Source organism: Candidatus Omnitrophota bacterium (assembly GCA_028712255.1).
In the GTDB taxonomy this organism is placed as follows: domain Bacteria; phylum Omnitrophota; class Gorgyraeia; order Gygaellales; family Profunditerraquicolaceae; genus UBA6249.
Genome location: JAQTQJ010000003.1, coordinates 13827 through 34877 on the forward strand (window position 1 = coordinate 13827; position 21051 = coordinate 34877).

The following is a 21051-nucleotide window of genomic DNA, read 5'->3' on the forward strand; positions in this document are numbered from 1 at the left end:
TCGTTATTAAGGTTTTCTTTTTTCTGCCGTAGCCCTTAATGCTTCGGTCATGCTGCAATTATGCTCATCCTTGTAGGCCCTGGCGAGCTCCAAGTGAGTTTTCTGTTTCTTAGGCGGATTTTTATCTGCGTCAGGCCCAAGATTTGAAGGCGCGTTCTTTTCGAGTTCTGCAAGCCTCTTGTCTTTGAATTTTCCCAGCGCAGCCTCCACGCTGTCGCCTTTTTCTATTGCCTCCTGGGCAAGATCTCCCATACCCTCAAATCCCTTAGCCTCTTTTAAAACAGCAAGAATCCTCTCGCGCTCCTTTTGGCTGCCTGTTTCCCTGCCTTCTTTCAAAAGGACTTCGGTTAAATCCGACCTCTCGGTCTTTAACATCTCCAATGTTAAAGTTGATAGTTCCATATTCTCCACCTCCTCATTTTTGTTTTTGATTATCTCGATATCTAAATCTATATTTTCGCCCTTATCCTTAAGGGCGGTAGCTGAGGTATGCTCATCCGCTCCCAAAGCGCAGAAAGAGACCTCCCTTAAAACAGACTTCCTGAATATCGTCCCGGGGCCTTTAAGCTTCTGGCCGTTGACCTCGGCTGTCTCGCCTTCCTTGACCCTCTCAATTGCCAGAGGCGGGATGTAAATAGAAGCCTGCCAGGGGAAGCCTTCATCGGCAAGCTCTAAGGCCTCTCTGCCGTCCTCGGTCTTTTCCGAGAAAATCCCATCGGCAATAATGCCTCTTTTCTCATCTATGTGAACGCCTTCGGTCCAGCCGACAATGCGGTTAGAATTATGCTCCCGCAGCGCAGGCTTTTTCTCACGGCCTATAGAGACTCCGGACAAATCTATGGCCAAATTTCCCCAGAGCCAGTGGTTAAGCATTACCTTCCCGCTGTGCGCAACCATGCTGAATTTCCGCTTGCTTGTTTTTTCGCCTTCTTTTAAGGCGAGAATTGCAACAGGCTCATCTGCTTCCCTGAACCTCAAGGCTGCTTTCGGTATGTTTTCGGTTTTGGAATATGGCATATTCATCCCCCTTTTTTTAATCGACTAATTTCCCCTCGACGTGTCCTTTGTCGATAAGGAATTTTGCTATGATTTCCGCTACATCGTCAGCCAATGACTTCGCTGTAGTCTTGATATTCCTCATCTCGTCATACTCCCTACCTTCGATTCTGAACTCTTCGCCGGGCCAGTTGGGAATCTCGATATAGATCCCGCCCTGCTTAAAACACTTGGCTGTATAAACGACGAAATACCCGGGCTTATCGCGATATTGGCCAGACCGATAGATTTCCTCTTCGTATTTGCATATCCGCAAATGCGTGGCCTGGTCTTGCCTGTAAATACCAGACGGTAAACTTTCGGGGTTTTTAAGCTGTATTACTTTCATATCATCGATAAATAAATATCTTTTGTGTGCCTTGCGATTTCCTTCCAGGAATATCGCTTAGCTGTTTCTTTTGCCTGCCGTAACTTTTCTGGAACGGCTTTATGATTTCTGATAGCCTTAATCAAGCTCTCTGCGGTGGGCTCAATCAAGATCGCATTATCGTCATTACAAAATTCTTTCAAGCCTCCGGTGTTGCTTACTATCAAGGACGCTCCCAGGCCCATCCATTCCAGGGCGGTGATTCCAAACGGCTCGTGTAGAGAGGGCATAATCGCGATATCCGCAATCTTCATCAATTTCCACTTCTCCTCTTGAGGGCAAAAGTTAAGCCATTCGAAATTCGCGTATCGCTCCTTCATCTTCTTGATTTCATGGGTAAGCGGGTTGCATGGCTCCAATGTCGGCGAAAGGGCAGAGATCAAAACGAAATGATGGTCTTGTATTTGCCTGATCGCCTCCAGAATCTGCCAGACCCCTTTGGTCGGGACCATGCGGCCCACGAATACCACCAGGGGCTTGTCGTATTTCCTTTTGAGTTCTTCGTCGTATTTAATGCCCTGCAAAAATTCGTAATCCACTCCGTTAGGCACCACTTCTATTTTTTCCTCCAGCCAGTACTCCTCCTGCATCGCCCGCTTGTAATACTCGGATACCGTCAACAGCTTATTGCACGAATACAAGGCCGAGCCCTCCTGCTGGATGTCATAAAGATAAAAGGGATCTTCGGGAATCCGCTCGTGGGATAAGAATAAATTAAGGTGACAGGACAAAAGGACAGGGCATTTATACAAGGCCTTCAAATGCCTGACCACGCCCCAGAGGTTGGTATCGTGCAGATGGATCAGATCAAATCTCTCCCGGCCAAGAAAGGCGAGCGCGTTCTCGAGAAAAATATCATCCGTAATAATCTTCTGCAGAAACCCGACCCTGGTCAAAAGCTGGTTGGTGTTATAAACCTCTAATAACCGGTAATGATTCGGCTCGTGTTTCCAATCCTCGGGCTGGACGCGCTTTTTCTTGTTTCCCATCAAATAAAGTCCGCCCTCCTGGGTGTAATAATCAGCGCAAATGAGCGTCAATTCTATGTCTTCGAATTTCCTGAGCCCATCGCATAAATAGCGGGTATGCACGCCCAGGCCACCGTTGCTATCGAACGGACTGCCATTGATAAACATGAGGATTTTATTTGTAGACATGATAATTGCCTTTTATGGTTACGCTTGCGTCCTGCGTGGCATGGGAGTTCTGAAGGACCAGTTCGATCGTATTGCCTACAATCTGAACGCTCTTTATCCTGACCAATTGCCAGCCCGTATTGTTATAAAAGTTCCCTGAAAGAAAACCGTCATCCTCGTAAGCGTACCCTTTCACCCACCAGTCGTAAAAAACGCAAAGGCTAATCATATTCGTGCTCATACCTGCGCTTTGGGCTTTGGCATTGTTTATGTCGGTGGTGAACATGATGTAAGAATGCGCCCTGCGCCAGGATGAAACCGCTGCCTGCGGGACGTATAAAAGCAAATGCCCCATCTTGTAGTCCGCGCGACCCAGGGGAATAACAAGCGTGTAAGTCGTGCCTGCCGGAATAGCCTGGTTCGTGCAACCGAAACTCCCTTCTTCCCGGCCGCCTTTTTCGACCACGTCCAGCTTGCCTGTGATGGGATTAAATTTCATCGACATATTAGTTCCTGGTTATGGTGGCGATCTCGTTTCCCGGATTATAAGCTAAAGTCAAGACCGCAACCGCGGTGCCTGAAACGCCGCCCTTTTTGTATGTCACGGTTTCGATTTCTCCCTGGCCATTTCCGGAAGATACATAAGTCAAGGCGATATAATCGAAAGCCGGGATTTCAAAGCCGATTAATTTCCTAAGTTCCGCTAAAATCGCGCCGTCGCTTCCGCCTCCGACGTAGACATTACCGGCCCGATAAAATTTCTCGCCGTCTTCAGTCACCAGCCTGACGGGTATTGCCTCTTTGGGCTTTGTGTTCTTGACAAAACTATTGAAGATAATCGCCTTGAGCTGTTTCCAGAACTCCTCGCTCGAATCTTTGAAAAAATTAAATAACTTTCCGAAATCGAACTCTTTATACCAAACAGGTCTTTTAATGCTTACCTCATCAGGAAATTCTTTAGGTTTTATTTCCTTTAAGTTGGATACCCTTATCTCTTTCGGGTGCTCGCTTCTTAAATCCTGCGCGTTGGATATCTTGACCTCTCTCACGGCGTCAGGAAAGTTACTGACGAACACCCTGAATTCTTTGCCAAGCGTTTCCTGATATTTATCCAGGGCTTGTATGAGCTCGCGGACTTCATTCCTGATATCCTCAAACGTCTGGGAATCCTTGCCGTCCTTTATCAGCACATAGACCTTAGCGATGATATCAACGATGTCCTTCTGCCGGTCTAAAGACTTAAGCAGAAAGATATTTCTCTCCAAGTTGTCGTCCTCGGTTTGGGTGCCTAATAGCCGGCTGATTTTGTTTCGTTCTAAAAGGACGGCTTTCTTATCCATTAGCTAAAACCTCCGAAAGCTTATTTTTTATTCCGCAGAGCTCTTCTTTTAAGGCGCTGTTATCGTTCCCTATCTTCGCAAGCTCGCTGCTTAAGTTCTCATTTCTCTTTGTAACTTCTCCGGCGTCTTCTAGAATCTGACGAATCTCTTCTTCTTGCTGTGCTTCCTCTGTTCCCCCGTCTTTAGGAATTTTTGAGTCAGCGGTTGTCTCCGGAAGGCCGAGCTCTTTTCTTTTCTGCTCTTCTCTTGCCCTCTGCTCCAAAATCTCCTCCCAGTCTTTGCCCTGCCCAGCTGCTTCATCTGCTAAGCTTGAGATATTTCCCGTAATAGCCTCCCTGGATGCCTTTACTTCTTTAAGCGGATCCACCCAGGACCAGCCGGGAGCAATCCATCTTGCCCTCAGCCATGCAGATCTTGGCCTGCCTTTTTCGTAAAACTCAGCGGCCTCCAGCTCGCCCTTTAAGTACGCCTCTTCCAAAAGCATCTCCCAGACCGGCTGGCAGAGCTTTTGGGAGAGCCATTCCTGCCTAACCTTAAAATATCTCCTGGCTTCTAAGAGAGCTGCCCTTGCGCTTGAGTAATTGGTCTTAGAGAAATCTTTTGCCACCAGCTCATACGGAAGGCCAAGGGCTGCGGATATGGCTTTTAAGATTCTGTCTACGAACGGTTCAAACGTCGCGCTCGGCCTCTGGGGATTAAATGAGGTGATAGTCTCCCCAGGCATAAGATGCTTAATCATCCCGGGCTCTAAGGATTCCAGCATCTGACCGGAAGGATTTCGCTCGTAGGCGGAATTGACTGCCACATCCATCGAGGCCTCGGAAGTTATAAAAAGTGAGAAGCATGCTGCAATACGGCTGGCAACCAGCTCTGCCTCGGTATACTCGGCTAAATCTTTAAAATAGGTCAATACCGGAGCAAAAAAGGGAACGCCTCTGGTCTGGCCTGAACGCAAAACATAATACAAATGAAAAATATTTCTTCTGCCCATTACGCCCTTGGACTGGATTTCTATATACTGCTTTGCTTCTTCCGCAGACCGGTGATAGATATCTCCGGGGTGCGTCTTTTGAATAAAGTAGGAAACCGGCTCGCCGTTTTCTCCGATCTTGACGCCAGACCTGACTGCCTTGTCGCTTTTTTTATCAGCCGGGGTGTTGAGCCTGTCTGACTCAATCACTTGCAGGGCCAACGGGTACGGCCTGCCGTTAGTTTCCAATCTCAACGGGACGATTATTGCCTCGCCGTTTTCTAAGATCTGCCTGTCTACTAACTGCTGGATCTCATAGAAGTCCATGCGCTCTCCGGCATCAGCATAAGGAGTCCAGCGCCTCCATACCTTTTCGGCTTTTCTTTGGAATTCGTCTGCCAGCCCCTCGTCTATGCCAAGTTCTTCCTTATCCACCCTGCTCTGAGGCCTGATGCCGGTGCCGATGACATTTACAGTCATCGTTGAGGTAATCCCTGCGGCGTGCGCGTCATTTCTGTTTAAATCGCGACTGCGCTCCCGGATATCGGATAATTCAGGCAGCAAGTCCTGGTCTGCCGAGCCTCCTCCGGGAATCCATGACGACCTTAGGCGGTCCCTGCTTGCGCCTTTATACGCGCCGAACTTCTGAGAAATATTTATTGCCTCGCGGTACATCCTGCGCTTAAACCCGGCCTTGGGGGAAAAGAAAGAAACGATATTGTCTATTGCGCCCGCGATTCTTTCTGAAAGTTTATTTTTAATTTTCATGACGGCTTATCAAATTTTGCGTATGTGGTAGTGTCGTTTGAGCCTGCGATTTCTCTGCGCAATTGGTCGCGCAGCTTTATTAGTTCAGTAAGGGGAATATATTGAAGATTCCTTCCGCCGATAGAATAAGATTGCACAGCGCCGCCAGTCGTCCTGGCGTTAATGGCATTCTCGACGTTATCAAGCATCTCCTGCTTCGTGGGCACGCTCACAAAAAACTCCTTTTGCCTCATCCCAATAAAAAACCCGACTCCAACCGATGCATCGGAATCGGGTTTTTGCTGCTATTGGGCGCGGCAGCAGTGATCAGCTACTGCCGCTTTTTAAGTTTCCTAATTCAATATTACCCAAATACAGTTTTTTGGCAATAGGGTCGTTATGCTGTTATAGTAATAATTCAAATTTAGCCCTCTTGCTCTATAGACTTAAAATTATAGCCGCATTCTTTGCAGCGGTGATACCTGACCGGCGGATGACTCGCATACCAGCGGATCTTCTTTGATCCGCATCTTGGACACCTAAGTGGAATAAACCTGACAGCATAATCATCGCCTGTATTCCCGGGGCGACCGGCGCTTCTTTTTCTAACATCAACATTTCCTGAATGATTTTCATTTTTTAACCAATTCTCTTTTCTCTCAAGCCATCGCCCCATCAAAGCCAAGAGCCCTCTCTTTTGCGGATCCAAGCCTCTCTTGAATGGCCTTGGACTTCAGTTTTCGGCTGATAAACTCTTGTCGAATCATCTTTGCGGATATTTAATGCCCGGATAATGTCTGCGGCAGCCAAGGCATAAACCTCTGCATCGAGAAAGTGATTTGCTGCCGCCTCTTTCTTTTTCTGCCACACTTCCTTTGCCCGGCCAGTCGTGCGGTTACGTATTAATATTTTGTGTTCGGAAGTAAACTGAGTTAAATACTCCTCGTTCGAATTTTTAAAGATGTGCCATTTAACCGGATCCCGAGAAGTGACGAGCCGATTGATTTTGTCTTTATACTGCGTTACGTTCAAATGCCATAAAACAAGGCCTCCTGGAATAACTGCCCCGGTCCGCGAATTGATATCTATTTTGTTTGCACGATAGAAACGACCTCCGCTAATTTCTTCAACTCCCTTGATCGCTTTAGTCTTATCGGCCCAGTGACGGCAAAACCGGTATACCTCATCGGTTTTAAATCCCGAATCGATACATGACATATAGACAGTGAGAGTTTCCGCTGAACTTAATCTTTTATATTCCGTTTTGAACAATTCCTCTACTAGGTCATCCCAATACTCAACTCGTCCTGCGCGGATGAGCCATGATTCTTCATAATATCCCCAGCCTCGTATGACGAAATAAAAATGATCCTTCTGCACGTCAACGCCTGCAGTCAAAACCAAAACATCATCCGGAACAATTCCCTCGTCATAATCCCGGGCGAGATTGCGCACCTTATCTACCGTTGTCTCTTCAATCTTTTCTTCCCAAACCTCCGCAAGCCACGAATTGACGAAATTCATCAACAGCTCAATGTAGTCCTTAGACTTTAAGAACTCTGCTGCGATATCGCTCCATGTAAGCCAAGGAGAATAAAGAGAGCTGATCCAGAAACCGCGGTTTCTGTTTTTCTCTTTCTTCTCCGGAATCCACTCTCCGCTTAACATTATCTTTTGCTTCTGCGCGTCTTCTATCTTTCTGCCGCAATAGAAACATTCATACCAGGCAAGCCGCTCGTTTTTAATTCTCTCCGGCGATGATTCCTCTCTCGGCCATTTGATTTGACCAAATACCAAAACTTGCAATTTCCCGCAATGAGGGCAGGGAACGTAAAATCTCCTTTGATCTGACTTCTCATATTCCCGGAAGATATAACCTTCGCGTGTAGTAGGCGTTGAAACCTTAATTGTCTTTTTATTCCAAAAAGTCTTCTGCCTCTCTGAAGCAAGTTTTATCGGATCTGCCTCGCGGCCCGAAAACTTCGGATATTTATCAACCTCATCCAGAAATAGATACCGGATAGGCCTTGACGCAAGATCAGCCGGGCTGTTTGATCCTGCGAAATACAGGATCATGCGGTCAAAATGATATTCGAGTTTCGTGATATCATCGAGATTCTCGGGGAGATATTTATTTAATACCGGCGATGCTTCAATCATCGGGCGGACTCTATTATACGAAACGCTCTTTGCATCATCGGCCCGCGGCGAGACCATAAGCGTCGGACCCGGGTCCTGGTCGATTACATAACCCAGCATATTATACATTGCCTCAGTCTTACCAACTTGAGATGCAGCCATAACTGTTATCTCATCAACAAACGGATCCGTGAAAGCATCCATGATCCCTTTTAAATAGGGTGTCCTTGTTGTCGACCACTGCCCGGGCTCTGCGGAAGTCTTAACATCAAGGCGTCTGAACGTATCCGCCCACTCGCTCACCGTCATCTTATTCGGCAAAACCCACTCTTCTGCCGCATAAGGCAATACGGTGCTAACTATCGCTTTTGCTATTTTTATCCCCATTTTTCACACCCGCGAATTGATTGATGATATAACGCAACTCCGCGTCTAACATTTCGCACATAACCTTCGGATCCTGTTGATACAATTTTGGCGCGATGTATTTCGGAAGCCGCAAAAAACCGGCCTTAATCCCTCTTATTTGATTCTTAACAATTGAAGCGTGATCCGCAAAAGGAATAAGTTCTCCTTCTTTCTGCTTCAGTTCAAGTTCGCTTAATTTAGCGCGGTTCTTGCGGTATTCGTTTTCCCAATAATCTTTGCTGCCGTCTTCGGGATTCTGCGAGGCATAGAACCATTTAAAAACATCGCTGACCTTAAAGCGTGAAATCTCGCCTGAAGCGTCCCGGATAACCGGCATTCCCTGTTTGATGTAACGCCGGACCATGCGGGGTGATTTTTCTAAGAATACTGAAATTGTTCCGAGGTCGACCGTCCCGTCAAATACATCGGTTTCTTTCTTCTGCTCGGATTTTTCAAACTCCTCGAGCTCCTTAAGCTCTTTGGCAGATAGTGTCCCCCGCTGGAGTTTCTCAACAAGAGAAATGTAGCGTTTCTTGCGGGCAATCTCTATTAGATTCTGACTTTTTTCATCCATTACTATTTTCTCTATGCGCCTTTCTCCCCGAAAATTCTTCCCATCTTTTGACGGCCACGTCGCAAAAGATAGGCTCGATCTCCATTGCATAACAGCGCCTAGTTAACCGTTCTGCTGCAATGATCTGCGAACCGGAACCGCTGAACGGCTCGTAGCAGATATCTCCGGGTGACGTATGCACGCGCATAGGAATAGCAAATACCTCGGTAGGCTTAACCGTTGGATGATGCAGTCCGGGATTACGTTTCTTACCTTCCCAGTCCAGCTCCCAAACATCAGTATGATATTCAGGCTTCGTAGGATCGCCGGACCGAAAGAAATTGACCATCCACACACTGCCGATAGATTTGTCCTTTGGCTTATAAAGCGGCTTTTTTCCTTTAACCCACATAAGAAGACAAGGCTCATGCCTCCACGAATAAAACGAATACGTTAATACTGCGCAAGGCTTCACCCAAATAATCTGCTGATGGACGAGAACTCCGAGATCATCGCAGATTTCATCAATCATGCCTCTTCGTTTTGAGGCATGCCAAAGATAGAGCGCTGTGTTTTCTTTGATATGTTTAAGCCCCACCTCATAAAACTTTTTTATGAATTCCTTGGCATCCGGAATGTCGACCTCATGATAAACACCGGACCAATCGTGACCGCCGGTAGGCCTATCAGCTCCGGTGTAGTCGACACAGTAAGGCGGATCAGTAGCAAACAAACTTGCTTTCTCTCCAGCCATAAGCCTTGCAACATCTTCGTCGCTTGTAGAATCCCCGCAGAGAAGCCGATGATCACCTAATATCCAAAGGTCGCCTTTTTTAGTAATCGTCTCCTTGGGCGGTTCAGGAATATCATCCGGAAGCGTTTTGCCGTCGCCAATATTCTCAACACCCATGTCGCCAACGCTATCCCGTAAATTTTTGAGCCGAAGCGCAAGATAATCATCAGCCGCCTCTTTGCGCAGCCTCTCTAAAAGCGGAATAAGAGCCTGTGTCCACTGTCCGGCAATCTCCTGGTTATTAAGCGTGACATTCATTGCCTGCTCTTGAATTTCGTCAACGTCAACTATGATAGCCGGTGCGGTCTCAACGCCCTCCGCCTGCAAAATCTTATACCGCTGATGCCCTGAAATGATATGCATATTGCGCTTATTTACCACCAATAGGTCCACATAGCCAAACTTCTCCAGGCTATGCCGCAGGCCCGCCAAGGCCTCGTTCGATATTTCCCTCGGATTATAAGGCGCCGGTTTAATTTCCGATATCTTTATGTCACTAATCGCAGGCTTAATATTGATTTTTGCCACGCATCCCTCCTTTTCCTAACATATTGACCCATATTGACTTAAATAATCAAAGGGACGCCCCGTTTTGCCCCGTAGGTGCCCATTTTCATTGACATTGACATCAATTTCTAAACCTACAATCACTGAAAGCCCGCGCCTCGCCCGACCCGCGCCGCACACCCGCCTGGAAGGACCCGCAAGCTTTCTTTTAAGCAATAACCAGAGTTATGCACAATTTCACAGCCTCTACTACTATCTTTTGTTAGTTATCTCTTGTTATATATCTCTTGTTCGGGTGACACACCGGTCACTACCTCTGGTGACACCTGTGTCACTACTCCAGTGACAGCCCTGTCACTGGTGACATCAATGTCACTACTTGGTTGTGGATAACTTTTCACTCCTGAAATATTAAGCAGCTTATAAATATTCGGCTTACCCTTCTTCCTCTCAATCGCAACAGCCTTCAACCGCTCCAGCTGCTTTACTGCCCGCATGATCGTGCGCCGGGATACTCCGCAGTGATATGCCAATGTGGTAACAGACGGAAAACAGTCCTGCGCCTTAAAATTAGCGTAATAACAAAGCCATGAATAAACAGCAACGCCCATTGTCCCGGCATTCTCGCTAATGAGTCTTAATGCTGCCTTATCTATCCAAAGGAATTTGCCGTCGCGCAAATCCCTGATATCTATCTTTTCGTTTCCCATAAAAATGCCTTTTAAGTGAATACAAATTCGTACCAGGCCATCTTGCCTTTGAGGTTACGCTGGACGCATTCTTCTTTGCTTATTTTTCTTACTATGCCTCTGCGGACAAAATCCCTGACTGTTCTGTCGGCCCGGAGATAATAATTCTTAGTGCCAAAGGATATAACTTCGGCTTTAGAGAAAATTCTCTTTTGCTTACACCAGTTCAAAAGCTGCTTCTCCTTGGATAAGAATAAATCTCCCTGGCCATCATCCATTGTTCTTTACCGCCTTCCAATGATTAAAATAATACCGATAAGGATCGACGAAATTACAAAGAGCCAAATCAGCATCCTTATGAATTCTTTTGGATCCTTGCCAAACGGCCGATTTGCCTCGGCAAGTTTATCGCGGTTATACCAGCTCAAGCCTTTATAGAGTTTATTTAGTCCCTGAGTAACTTTCATGGCTCCTCGCCCCTCCTTATTCTTTCCACGGTAAATTTATCCTCGCCAAGCTTGCGGGTCATTATTCCGATAAATATCTGAGCAATGTATTCGCCTACATCGCTAGAGGTATCAATAGCTATCTTGTCATTTGTGGCTAGATAGCTGGTATGAAGCCTTACCCGTGCCTGGCCAAAGTTGTATTCAGCGGTTTCAATCGCGCGGGCTATCTCTTTCTCAATAGCTTTCTTGCCTATCTTTTCCTGGAATTTGAACTTGCATATATCGGTCATTTTCTTTGCCTCTATATATGTATACAGATTTTTTTCTTAAACTGTCACACCTCGTGTAAGAATTATTTCAGGTAGTCCCTTAGTCCCTCCTTTTCAAAGAGTTCTCTTATCCGAGCTATCTCACGATGAATAATCATTCTATGTTTATTAAGCTGCCTAGAGGCCTCGCTGATAGTCAGGCCTTCTTCGCCAAGCAGCTTGCATAATTTCTGTTGCTGCGGAGTAAGCTTCTGGTAAACTCTGGAAAGTTCTAACTTGAGTTCAGACTTAATTTGCGGCAGGACATCATCGCTTTCAGCGAGTTTGTCTTTTAAGGCAGGCTCATCTTCATTGTCATCAAAGGGTTCATCCAGGGATACGCTTTCGTAAAACGCCCTCCTTTTATCAGCATTGGCTTTCTCGGCAAGATTGATAAGCATATTCCTAACAACCTCAGCCATATATGTCCTTTTTGAAGCGCCACGTTTTGTATCGTAGCGATCGCGGACCTCAAGCCAGTGCATAAGACATTCCTGCAATAAATCGTCCAATCCTTCACGCGCCAAATATGTGTGCTCTTTTCTGTAATCATTAATAACTTTCTTGGCAACTGCAATCTCCCAACTCTCAAATAAACCTCCGTAATTGAGACTCATGAGACACCTCCTTTTTTTATTTCTTGAGGTGTCTTTAAATGAGCCCTAACTAACGTTAGCCCTTTAAAACTATGAAGTAAATCACGGAGGTCTCATAAATATATAAAGAGATACCGCTATTTGTGCCTTTTTACTTTCGTAAGATCATCGATTCCAAACAGCTCTCTTTGCGTTGGCTCTCTGCCCAGGATGCCGGTTAAAACTTTTATCACTGCCTCGCAGAGTTTTCTATTTCGCTGCTCTCTCTGTGAAGGCGAAAGGTTCTTCGCGTAAACCACCTGAATCCGGTCCCCGAATCGCTTATTAAAATCGCCTTTTATCCCTCGTGCCATATTTGCTCCCTACAGATGTATACAGATTTTTTTCTCAAACTGTCACACTCCTGTGACAAATTGTTAAAAAAATCGGTATATACATATAGAGGCATCGATTCCTCTTGACTTGTAGGGGTTTTGTTATAGGGTTGGGGTGTCCAAAAAATCTGAAAGGAGGTGACTACCACATGACTGCAGAGCAGAAAAAGAAAGACCGTGAGTTTTTGCATAAGCTTCATGCCAAGCATTACGGCAAGAAGAAAACAAAAGTTCAAAAAGCCAAAGCGCCGGTCGATAATTCTCCGTCGCCTAAGGAAGGTATTGTCTTAGCGGCAGGCAGCACGCGCAACGAACTAATGCTGACGGCTAAGCAGCGCGGAGTTAAGAATTTCCGGGTGCTTAACAAGCAGGAACTCGCCGACGTTCTCAAGAACATCGGCGATCAGAAAGCTGTTGATGCTATTGTGGCCGGGGCTGTGGCCAGATGGAAGGCTGGCTGGGGCAAAGGCAAAACGCGGAAAGCCCAGGCATAGCTATTCTTAGCCGCCAGGCAGAAGATACTCCTCTGCCTGGCGGATGCCTGCACTCAAATGTGGTAGAAATCTATGATCATAAAACCTAAGACAGATAAAACAACCAACAAAAAACGATACGTTATCTATACGCGCTGCTCCACTGACGACCAGGCCCAGGGAGACTTTACCACCTTGGACAGCCAGGCTTATCACTGCAAGAACTTGCTGGACGCCTTTGGATACGAGCTCGCCAAGATAGGCAACAAAGGCCGAATAGACGATGACGGATACTCCGGCAAGGATCTCAACCGGCCCGGCATCCAGACGATTATCGACCATGTGCGTAAAGAAACTGCCCCTTTTGATGGAATAATCTTCTTCCGCCTTGACCGCCTAACCCGGAATACCCGTGACCTCTACTGGCTTATTGATCTATTCAACTCCAAAGAGATCTCTTTCGTATCCGTACGCGAGAATCTTGACAGCTCAACCGCCATAGGCAGAGTGGTCATTGGTATACTTGGGATCTTGTCAGCCTTTGAGCGGGAACTCACCGGCGAGCGTGTGAAAGCCTCTTGCATAGCGCGTGTTCGCCAAGGCAAGTGGGTTGGCGGGATGCTGCCTTATGGATATAAGCTTATACCAGACGGACAACCTCTGCCTAACGGCCGCCAGCCACACAAGATCGTCCTTGATGAGAAGACATCTCTCCATCTTAAAGCTATCTGGGAGATGGCCGCAGATAATAAATCGCTTACGCAGGTAGGTCTTGAACTACATAGGCGCGGGCTAAAAACTCTAAACGGCAAGGAATGGCGCAGACAGGTTATCTCAAGGATCTTAAAGAATCCCTTCTATAAGGGCTACATCCAGTACAGCGGAGAGTATCATAAAGGCACTCATCCTCCAATTGTAGAGGAGTGGCTCTGGGAAAGGGCTAATAAGATATTGAATGCAAGACTCCCCGGCCACAACTTTGTGCAGAAGGAAAGATTCTACGAATACCTCCTAGCCGGTATCATTAGATGCGGCGATTGCGGAAGCCATATGGTCTGCAATTTCTCAGGTGGCCGTGGCCGGAGAAAGTTCTTTTATTATGAATGCAGCCGCTCCAAACAGGCCCTGGGATGCAAGGCTGCGCGCATCTCAGCAACCACCTTTGACAAAGCCATAATCGATTATTTCAGGCGGGCATCCAAGGACAAAAACATTATCATAAAGGCCCTTGGGGACGCAATGCTTGAGTCGCAGGCAAAGCTTAAAAAGATAGAAGCGGATCTTAAAGAAAAGGAAGCCAAACTAAATGGCTTCCGGCACCAGGCCAATAAGCTGCTGGAATTGGCCATGGGTAACACAGTAACCAAAGGCTCAACCTATAAAGACAAAATGGCCGAATTGGAAACTGAGATCGTAAAGCTGGAAGACGAAATAGACAAGCTGCAGGCCCAGAAGAGAGTCACCAGCATAAACGCCTCCTCCGGTGAGCTCGTATACCGTACCATGGGCTTTGCCATCCAGCACCTCGAAGATGCCCCTCCGGAAGCCCAGAAAAGCCTTATTCAGGCCTTGATTAAGGATATCTATGTCTATAGCGACCGGTTGGTAATCAATATGTATATTGATGAGCCGCTGGAAAGCATCCTCCCCACCGAAATAGCCTCTACAAACGAAAAGCGCCCTACAGAAGCCTGTAAGGCGCTTGCATCCACTGTATCGCTACCCGGAGTTTCGGATAGTTGTCAACAATGGCTGCCCCGCTTGGACTCGAACCAAGATAGTCAGATCCAGAATCTGAAGTCCTACCGATTAGACGACAGGGCAAATGTGTTAGAAAGTATATCGTGGATAAAAAGTTAAATCAAGCAATAAAATAGGGCGTTTCTCATGGTGGAAAACGCCCTATTTTGTTTTATTTACTCTTAAAAAAGCTACCAAAGATTCTCTCTTACCCAATTGTCAGCTTTTTTAATAAAACCCACATCGTCTTTAAAACCCTGGCTAAACCCTCCTGCTGTGTTTTGAGCAACCGCAACAGCAGTACAACCAGTGCCCTGGGCAATACCATAAGCAGCACCGCCTGTTCCTTTAATTATAGTACATCCGCTAGCCAAAGAAACAAAAATAAAAAGAATACCAAATAAAACACTCTTCCCAATCATTATTCTCTCCCTCATTAACCTAATTTACTATTAATATAATACCATAAAATAAAAAGGCAAGGGGAAATTTTATTGGCTTTTACTCCTGGGCATTGCCTGCCCGCTGGTAGTTTACCCCTTGCCTTTGTCCAAACTTTCTACTCAAATATAACATAAATTTACTATCAATATCAAGTGAGAAGGAAAAATATTTTTTGGGCGCATAGTTCTTATCTTACCCATTTTAAGAGCCTCTTAATGCTTTTTTCTTTCCCCAGATAATAAATTACTTCGAATAAGCCAGGCCCGATAGTCTTTCCGGTAAGGGCAACGCGTACAGGATGTATCAACTTTTTAGCCTCAATACCTAACTCCACCACTAATTCTCGAAAAGCGCCTTCAATATTAACAATATTAAAATCAGCTAAATTCTTAAGCCTATCTGCGAAAAGTTTAAACTCTTTAGATAGATCAGTAGCTAAATATTTTTTTACTGCATCCTCATCCATTATCAGCTCATCAAGAAAGAAAAAATCCGCCCAATCTACAAAATCATTGAGCCTGGGAAGCCTGGCCTGAAATAATTTTACTAAACCTAAAAGGAAATCCCGGTCAAAATTATCTTTGTTTATATAGTTCTTGGCTGCAAGAAGCACAACAAGCTCATCCATTAACTTTTGCGGATCAGCAGCTTTAAGATATTGATTATTCATCCAATCCAGCTTCTTTAAATCAAAGGTAGCTGCAGTTTTATTTACATTTTTTATATCAAATAAATTTACCGCTTCTTTGATACTGATCAATTCCCGATTGTCTCCCGGAGCCCAGCTAAGTAAAAGAAGGTAATTTAATAATGCCTCAGACAAATAACCCATCTTGCGGTAATCACTAATAGCCGTTGCACCTGTTCTTTTGGAGAGCCTGCCACCGTCAACCCCCATAATCAAAGGAAGATGCGCAAAAAGCGGTAATGGGAAACCCAGGGCTTGATAAATAAGGACTTGTTTAGGTGTATTAGAAATATGGTCATCCCCGCGGATAATATGCGTAATATTCATCTCTGCGTCATCAACGACACAGGCAAAATTATAAGTAGGGGTTCCGTCGGATTTAATTAATACCTGATCCTTAATTAACGTAGAATCGAATTCAATCTGGCCGCGGATTAAATCATTCACTTTTATCTTCTGCTTCGGGACCTTGTAGATTATTGCTTCCTTGCCTTCAGGAGATTTTTCAATATAGGCAAGGCCTGCTTTTAACAATTTATCCGCGTGCATCCGGTAGCTGTCAAAACGCTCGCTTTGATAATAAAGTTCATCCCAGGCAAAACCCAACCATTTAAGGCTATCAAGAATTTCGTCGACAAATTCAGGCTTGGAGCGCTCCTTATCCGTATCTTCAATCCTTAAGATAAATTTACCTTTTTGCGACTGCGCAAAAAGCCAGTTAAACAAAGCGGTACGTCCTCCGCCGATATGAAGATTCCCTGTTGGGCTAGGAGCAAACCTTACTCTAACCATGATTTAATTTTTCTCCTTCTGCCAAGGCCAATTCATTAACCTCTAAAATTTTTAAATTACCCGCAGGAGCCATAAACTTAAATACCTCTAAAATATTCTTGGTCTTAATAATCTTCTTGGCAGCTAGATATACGCCTAATGCCACCATATTGGCAACTTTAATATTGCCTAACTTTATGGCAATATCGGTAAACGGGAATTGTAATATTTTTACTTTGGCATATGAATCGCTTTTAGCTAAAGAAGAATTAAGAATTAATAAACCATTATTTTTAAGCTTACCTTTAAATCTTCCCAGTGAAGGATTGTTTAAAATTATAAGCGAATCCGCTTTGGCTATATAAGGAGAGCCTACTTCCTGATCAGAGATCGTAACCATGCAATGGCTGGTTCCTCCGCGCACCTCCGGCCCGTAAGCAGGAAACCAGCTAACATGCCAGCCTTGACGCATAGCTGCCTCTGCCAAGACCTTTCCCAAAAGCATCACCCCTTGACCGCCGCTGCCTGCGATAATTATGCGTTCGGTCATTTAATCCTTCCTAAAGGGAACTCTTTTTGCATCACATCCCTAATCCAATCCAATGATTCTTTGGGGCTTTGCCCCCAATAAGTCGGGCAAGGAGAAAGCACCTCCACTAGAGAAAATCCCAAATTATTTATCTGGTTTTCAAACGCCTGCTTGATTGCGCGCTTAGCCTTTAATACTTCCTGAGGTGAATGCAGTGAGACCCTCTCAACATAGGCTACCCCAGGTAATATTGCCAACATCTCTGAAATTTTCAATGGATAACCGTGTTTCTCTTTTACCCTACCTTCAATAGAAGTAGAGGTTTTTTGGCCTAAAAGCGTAGTAGGAGCCATCTGTCCCCCTGTCATGCCATAAACCGTATTGTTAATAAAAATTACGCTTAAATTTTCTCCGCGGTTTGCCGCATGTATAGTCTCGTTTGTACCAATAGCAGCTAAGTCCCCATCACCCTGATAGGTAAAAACAATATTCTGCGGATGCACTCTTTTTATAGCCGTTGCCACAGCCAGCGCCCGGCCATGGGGAGCTTCCGAACAATCAAAATTCCAGTAATCATAAGCCACCACAGCACACCCTACAGGAGCTATCCCGACAGTTTTTTCTCTTATACCTAATTCATCAACTACCTGAGCAACCAGCCGGTGCGCAGTACCGTGGCCGCAACCTGGACAATAATGCGTGGGTACATCATACAAAGACTCTGGGCGAAAAAATGTTTTTTCCATTTACTGAAGTAATATTTTATTAACTTTATTAATAATTTCTTCCTCGCTTGGAACCCCACCACCTGAGCGGCCAAGAAAATCAACCTTTTGCCTACAACAAACTGCCAATTTTACATCTTCAAGCATCTGGCCATAGGACATCTCAACCACCAGAAATTTAACCTTTTTATTTTTTATGCTAAACGGCACCTGCGGAAACGGCCAAAGCGTAATCGGACGAATCAACCCTATCTTCTTTCCCTGATTCCTTAACTGAATAACAGCGCCTTTGGCAATACGCGCCATTGTTCCATAAGCCACCAGGATAACTTTTGCATCGGATAAAAATATGCCTTCATAACGGGCTTCTTTTTTCCTAATCTGTTCATAATTAGCCTGGAGCTTAAGGTTAAATTCTTCCAAGGCCCCTTCACGTAAAAAGAATGATTTAACAATATTGGGTTTTCTTCCTTTACAACCGGTAAGCGCCCAATTCTTAAAAGTATTAACCTTATTCTTTTTTTTAGATAAATGTACCGGCTCCATCATCTGGCCTAAGATCCCATCTCCTAAAATCATAATCGGAATACGATATTTATCCGCCAACTCAAAACTTATTTTGGTAAGATCATATGCCTCCTGAACACAGGAAGGAGCCAAAACTATCAAATGGTAATCTCCATGGCCGCCGCCGCGGGTAGCCTGAAAATAATCCGATTGGGCAGGAGCAATATTGCCAAGCCCCGGGCCGCCACGCATAATATTGACAATTACCGCCGGAAGCTGAGAGCCGGCAATATAGGATATTCCTTCCTGCATTAAACTTATCCCCGGGCTAGAAGAGGAAGTCATCGACCTTGCTCCGGCAGCGCAAGCGCCATAAACCATATTAATTGCAGCCAACTCTGATTCCGCTTGAATAAATACTCCTTTGGATTGCTCCCTGCCTGTCCGGCAGGCAGGCATACACTTAGCCATATAAGCAATAATTTCATTTTGGGGAGTAATAGGATAACCGGCATAGAAATTGCAGCCTGCCTGAAGGGCGCCTTGAGCAATTGCTTCGTTACCACTTAATAATATCTTCGCTTTAACCATGGTTTTTAATACTATACAAAAGTTATAAGTTGTAGGCTTTAAGTCTAAGGCTTATATCTTACGACTTACAGCTTATCCCAAGCTTCTCATTCTTTATACACATCAATACAACAATCCGGACAAATTACTGCGCATTGCATACAACCAATACATTCTCCATTGGTATCGAATTCCACAAAATTTAATCCCTTTTTGTTTAATTTGGCGCTTTTCTTAAGTAAGCCCTTGGGACAGAAATTTACGCACAGAAAGCAACCCTTACATCTATCAGGATTAATTTTAATCTTAGCCATTGTTTTTTATATGCTGGCGGATGCTTGTGGCAATCCCCAAACCAGTCAATCCATATTTTTCCAAAAGCAACCCTCTTGCCCCATGAGGAATAAATTCAAACGGCAGTCCGATACGTTCAACATGCTTATCTAATTCTTGGGCAATAGCGCTGCCAAAGCCTTCCTGTTTTATTCCCTCTTCAACTGTAAAAACAAATTTTGTTTTGGCGCTTACATCTTTAATTAATTTAATGTCTAAGGGCCAAACAAAACGCGCATTAATTAAATTACCAAATAATCCTTCTTTATTCAATATTTCAATTGCTTCCTGAGCAGCCAAAACCATAGATCCCAAAGCAACAATTGTAAAATCTTTGCCTTCTTTAATCAGCTCCGCCTTACCCAACTTTAATGGAATAGGCCTATCCTCTACCAGAGTGGTTTCTGCTCGCGGATATCTTATCGCCACAGGCTGATTCAACCCTATTGCAAATTCCAACATCTGCTCCAACTCCTGGCCACCCTTTGGCGCCATAACCACTAGGTTGGGAATACTGCTTAAGTAAGCAATATCAAATATCCCCTGATGGGTAACTCCATCTTCTCCCACAATGCCTGCTCGGTCAATAGCAAATATTACCGACAATCCCTGCAATGAAACTTCTTGAATGATCTGATCATATGCGCGCTGCAGGAATGTAGAATATACCGCAACCACCGGTTTAAATCCCTGCTTGGCAAGCCCGGCGGCAAAACAAACCGCATGGGGTTCGGCAATCCCGACGTCAAAAAATCTCGTTGGAAAACTATCCCGGAACTTATCCAGGCCTGTTCCTTCCGGCATAGCCGCGGTTATCGCCAGAATCCGCTTATCGGATCCTGCTAACTGCACTAATTTATTTCTGAATATTTCAGTATAGCTTTTTACTCCGACTTTAGATTTTTTTACTTCTACCTCTCCTGTATTTATATCAAAACAGCCAATCCCATGAAATTTTACCGGGTTTTTTTCGGCAAACTCACAACCTTTACCCTTTTTAGTTACTATATGCAAAAGCCGCGGGCCTCTAATCTCTGTGATATTCTTTAAGGTTACAGTTAGCTTACTTAAATCATGACCGTCAATCGGGCCAAAATAACGAAAACCTAATTCTTCAAATAGTATACCCGGAACAAACAAGCCTTTTAACCCCTCTTCAAACTTAGACATAAGTTTTAACAGGCGACTGCCGCGTGGGACACGGCTTTTTAGAAAATTTTCTATGTTATTATGGAAACGGTTGTAAACCGGCAAGGAAATAATCTTATTCAAATAGTTACTGATTGCTCCCACATTCGGAGCAATGCTTAATTCATTAGTATTTAAAACTACCAAAATGTCTTTCTTCAGGTGGCCGGCATTATTCAAGCCTTCAAAACAAAGGCCGCCACTTAAAGAACCATCACCAATCACAGAAACTACCCTGAACTGCTCCTGGCAAGGCAATAGGTCTCTTCCACAAGCAAGGCCTAGCCCCAAAGAAACAGCATTTGAGCTGTGGCCGCTAGTGAAAGAATCATAAATCGACTCATCCTTCGAAGGAAAACCACTTAGGCCCTGATATTGCCTAAGCGTTGAAAAATTAGAATTACGTCCGGTTAATATTTTATGTGCGTATGCCTGATGCCCAACATCAAATATGATTTTATCTTTGGGGGTATTCAGAGAATAATGCAGGGCAATAATCAGCTCTACTGCACCGAGGCTAGAAGCAAGATGCCCACCGACCCCAGAGACAACCTCAATCATTCTCTGACGGATCTCTTGAGCCAGGATTTTTAGTTCTTCAATATTTAATTTTTTTAAATCCTGCGGTGAATTTATCTTCTCTAAAAACAT

The 21051-nt window shown here is 44.9% G+C and carries 26 protein-coding genes and 1 tRNA gene; 1 reads left to right on the forward strand and 26 read right to left on the reverse strand.

Translation table 11 applies throughout. The annotated features are described in order from the left end of the window. Positions 1 to 6: 6 nt before the first annotated feature. The 17 genes from PHC29_02150 to PHC29_02230 all read right to left on the reverse strand — a co-directional run bounded on the left by PHC29_02150 (position 7) and on the right by PHC29_02230 (position 12411). Positions 7 to 1017, reverse strand: coding sequence for a hypothetical protein (locus PHC29_02150; protein ID MDD5108302.1), 1011 nt, complete (start codon positions 1015 to 1017; stop codon positions 7 to 9). A gap of 16 nt (positions 1018 to 1033) precedes the next feature. After that, complete coding sequence (locus PHC29_02155; protein ID MDD5108303.1) at positions 1034 to 1384, reverse strand: hypothetical protein; 351 nt, start codon at positions 1382 to 1384, stop codon at positions 1034 to 1036. Continuing rightward, entirely contained in the window at positions 1381 to 2580 is a 1200-nt protein-coding gene (locus PHC29_02160; protein MDD5108304.1) for a glycosyltransferase family 4 protein, read from the reverse strand. Before PHC29_02160 ends, PHC29_02155 begins: the two co-directional genes overlap by 4 nt. After that, complete coding sequence (locus tag PHC29_02165) at positions 2567 to 3064, reverse strand: hypothetical protein (protein MDD5108305.1); 498 nt, start codon at positions 3062 to 3064, stop codon at positions 2567 to 2569. The genes PHC29_02160 and PHC29_02165 overlap by 14 nt, the downstream gene beginning before the upstream one ends. A 1-nt stretch (position 3065) precedes the next feature. Then, complete coding sequence (locus tag PHC29_02170) at positions 3066 to 3899, reverse strand: hypothetical protein (protein ID MDD5108306.1); 834 nt, start codon at positions 3897 to 3899, stop codon at positions 3066 to 3068. Next, entirely contained in the window at positions 3892 to 5637 is a 1746-nt protein-coding gene (locus PHC29_02175; GenBank protein MDD5108307.1) for a phage portal protein, read from the reverse strand. The genes PHC29_02170 and PHC29_02175 overlap by 8 nt, the downstream gene beginning before the upstream one ends. After that, positions 5634 to 5849 carry a hypothetical protein gene (locus PHC29_02180; protein MDD5108308.1) on the reverse strand — a complete coding sequence of 72 codons (216 nt, stop codon included), beginning with the start codon at positions 5847 to 5849 and terminating at the stop codon, positions 5634 to 5636. Before PHC29_02180 ends, PHC29_02175 begins: the two co-directional genes overlap by 4 nt. Before the next feature lie 205 nt (positions 5850 to 6054). After that, positions 6055 to 6252 (reverse strand): hypothetical protein, encoded by a 198-nt coding sequence (locus tag PHC29_02185; GenBank protein ID MDD5108309.1) that lies wholly within the window; start codon positions 6250 to 6252, stop codon positions 6055 to 6057. A 39-nt stretch (positions 6253 to 6291) separates the two neighbouring features. Beyond that, on the reverse strand, positions 6292 to 8142 hold the full coding sequence (locus PHC29_02190) for a phage terminase large subunit family protein (GenBank protein ID MDD5108310.1): 1851 nt from the start codon (positions 8140 to 8142) through the stop codon (positions 6292 to 6294). Then, positions 8111 to 8737 (reverse strand): hypothetical protein, encoded by a 627-nt coding sequence (locus PHC29_02195; GenBank protein ID MDD5108311.1) that lies wholly within the window; start codon positions 8735 to 8737, stop codon positions 8111 to 8113. The genes PHC29_02190 and PHC29_02195 overlap by 32 nt, the downstream gene beginning before the upstream one ends. Further along, positions 8730 to 10037, reverse strand: a complete 1308-nt coding sequence (locus tag PHC29_02200) for a DNA methyltransferase (protein ID MDD5108312.1) — start codon at positions 10035 to 10037, stop codon at positions 8730 to 8732. The genes PHC29_02195 and PHC29_02200 overlap by 8 nt, the downstream gene beginning before the upstream one ends. Before the next feature lie 245 nt (positions 10038 to 10282). Further along, positions 10283 to 10726: a helix-turn-helix domain-containing protein gene (locus PHC29_02205; protein ID MDD5108313.1), complete on the reverse strand. Its 444-nt coding sequence runs from the start codon at positions 10724 to 10726 to the stop codon at positions 10283 to 10285. Between the two features lie 11 nt (positions 10727 to 10737). Next, the gene (locus tag PHC29_02210) at positions 10738 to 10983 is read right to left on the reverse strand and encodes a hypothetical protein (GenBank protein ID MDD5108314.1); all 246 of its coding nucleotides are present in this window, start codon (positions 10981 to 10983) and stop codon (positions 10738 to 10740) included. Between the two features lie 6 nt (positions 10984 to 10989). After that, the gene (locus PHC29_02215) at positions 10990 to 11172 is read right to left on the reverse strand and encodes a hypothetical protein (protein ID MDD5108315.1); all 183 of its coding nucleotides are present in this window, start codon (positions 11170 to 11172) and stop codon (positions 10990 to 10992) included. Further along, positions 11169 to 11444: a hypothetical protein gene (locus PHC29_02220; GenBank protein MDD5108316.1), complete on the reverse strand. Its 276-nt coding sequence runs from the start codon at positions 11442 to 11444 to the stop codon at positions 11169 to 11171. Before PHC29_02220 ends, PHC29_02215 begins: the two co-directional genes overlap by 4 nt. A 62-nt stretch (positions 11445 to 11506) precedes the next feature. Beyond that, positions 11507 to 12079, reverse strand: coding sequence for a sigma-70 family RNA polymerase sigma factor (locus PHC29_02225; GenBank protein ID MDD5108317.1), 573 nt, complete (start codon positions 12077 to 12079; stop codon positions 11507 to 11509). 116 nt (positions 12080 to 12195) lie between these two features. Next, a complete protein-coding gene (locus tag PHC29_02230; protein MDD5108318.1) occupies positions 12196 to 12411 on the reverse strand; it encodes a hypothetical protein in 216 nt (71 codons plus the stop codon). A 170-nt stretch (positions 12412 to 12581) separates the two neighbouring features. Between PHC29_02230 and PHC29_02235 the strand changes: the two genes are divergently transcribed. Next, positions 12582 to 12926 carry a hypothetical protein gene (locus PHC29_02235; protein ID MDD5108319.1) on the forward strand — a complete coding sequence of 115 codons (345 nt, stop codon included), beginning with the start codon at positions 12582 to 12584 and terminating at the stop codon, positions 12924 to 12926. Positions 12927 to 12932: 6 nt separating this feature from the next. Here the strand turns inward: PHC29_02235 and PHC29_02240 are convergent, their stop codons facing one another. From PHC29_02240 to dxs, 9 genes are all read right to left on the reverse strand, one after another. Next, complete coding sequence (locus tag PHC29_02240; protein MDD5108320.1) at positions 12933 to 13247, reverse strand: hypothetical protein; 315 nt, start codon at positions 13245 to 13247, stop codon at positions 12933 to 12935. A gap of 1407 nt (positions 13248 to 14654) precedes the next feature. Then, a tRNA-Gln gene (locus tag PHC29_02245) sits at positions 14655 to 14729 on the reverse strand. 107 nt (positions 14730 to 14836) lie between these two features. After that, positions 14837 to 15067 carry a hypothetical protein gene (locus tag PHC29_02250; GenBank protein MDD5108321.1) on the reverse strand — a complete coding sequence of 77 codons (231 nt, stop codon included), beginning with the start codon at positions 15065 to 15067 and terminating at the stop codon, positions 14837 to 14839. Between the two features lie 209 nt (positions 15068 to 15276). Next, positions 15277 to 16569, reverse strand: a complete 1293-nt coding sequence (gene gltX / locus PHC29_02255; protein MDD5108322.1) for a glutamate--tRNA ligase — start codon at positions 16567 to 16569, stop codon at positions 15277 to 15279. Then, positions 16562 to 17098, reverse strand: a complete 537-nt coding sequence (locus PHC29_02260; protein ID MDD5108323.1) for a 2-oxoacid:acceptor oxidoreductase family protein — start codon at positions 17096 to 17098, stop codon at positions 16562 to 16564. Before PHC29_02260 ends, gltX begins: the two co-directional genes overlap by 8 nt. Beyond that, entirely contained in the window at positions 17095 to 17823 is a 729-nt protein-coding gene (locus tag PHC29_02265; GenBank protein ID MDD5108324.1) for a thiamine pyrophosphate-dependent enzyme, read from the reverse strand. Before PHC29_02265 ends, PHC29_02260 begins: the two co-directional genes overlap by 4 nt. Continuing rightward, positions 17824 to 18900, reverse strand: a complete 1077-nt coding sequence (locus tag PHC29_02270) for a 3-methyl-2-oxobutanoate dehydrogenase subunit VorB (GenBank protein ID MDD5108325.1) — start codon at positions 18898 to 18900, stop codon at positions 17824 to 17826. A gap of 86 nt (positions 18901 to 18986) precedes the next feature. After that, positions 18987 to 19193, reverse strand: a complete 207-nt coding sequence (locus PHC29_02275; GenBank protein MDD5108326.1) for a 4Fe-4S dicluster domain-containing protein — start codon at positions 19191 to 19193, stop codon at positions 18987 to 18989. Next, the gene (gene dxs / locus PHC29_02280; GenBank protein ID MDD5108327.1) at positions 19186 to 21051 is read right to left on the reverse strand and encodes a 1-deoxy-D-xylulose-5-phosphate synthase; all 1866 of its coding nucleotides are present in this window, start codon (positions 21049 to 21051) and stop codon (positions 19186 to 19188) included. Before dxs ends, PHC29_02275 begins: the two co-directional genes overlap by 8 nt.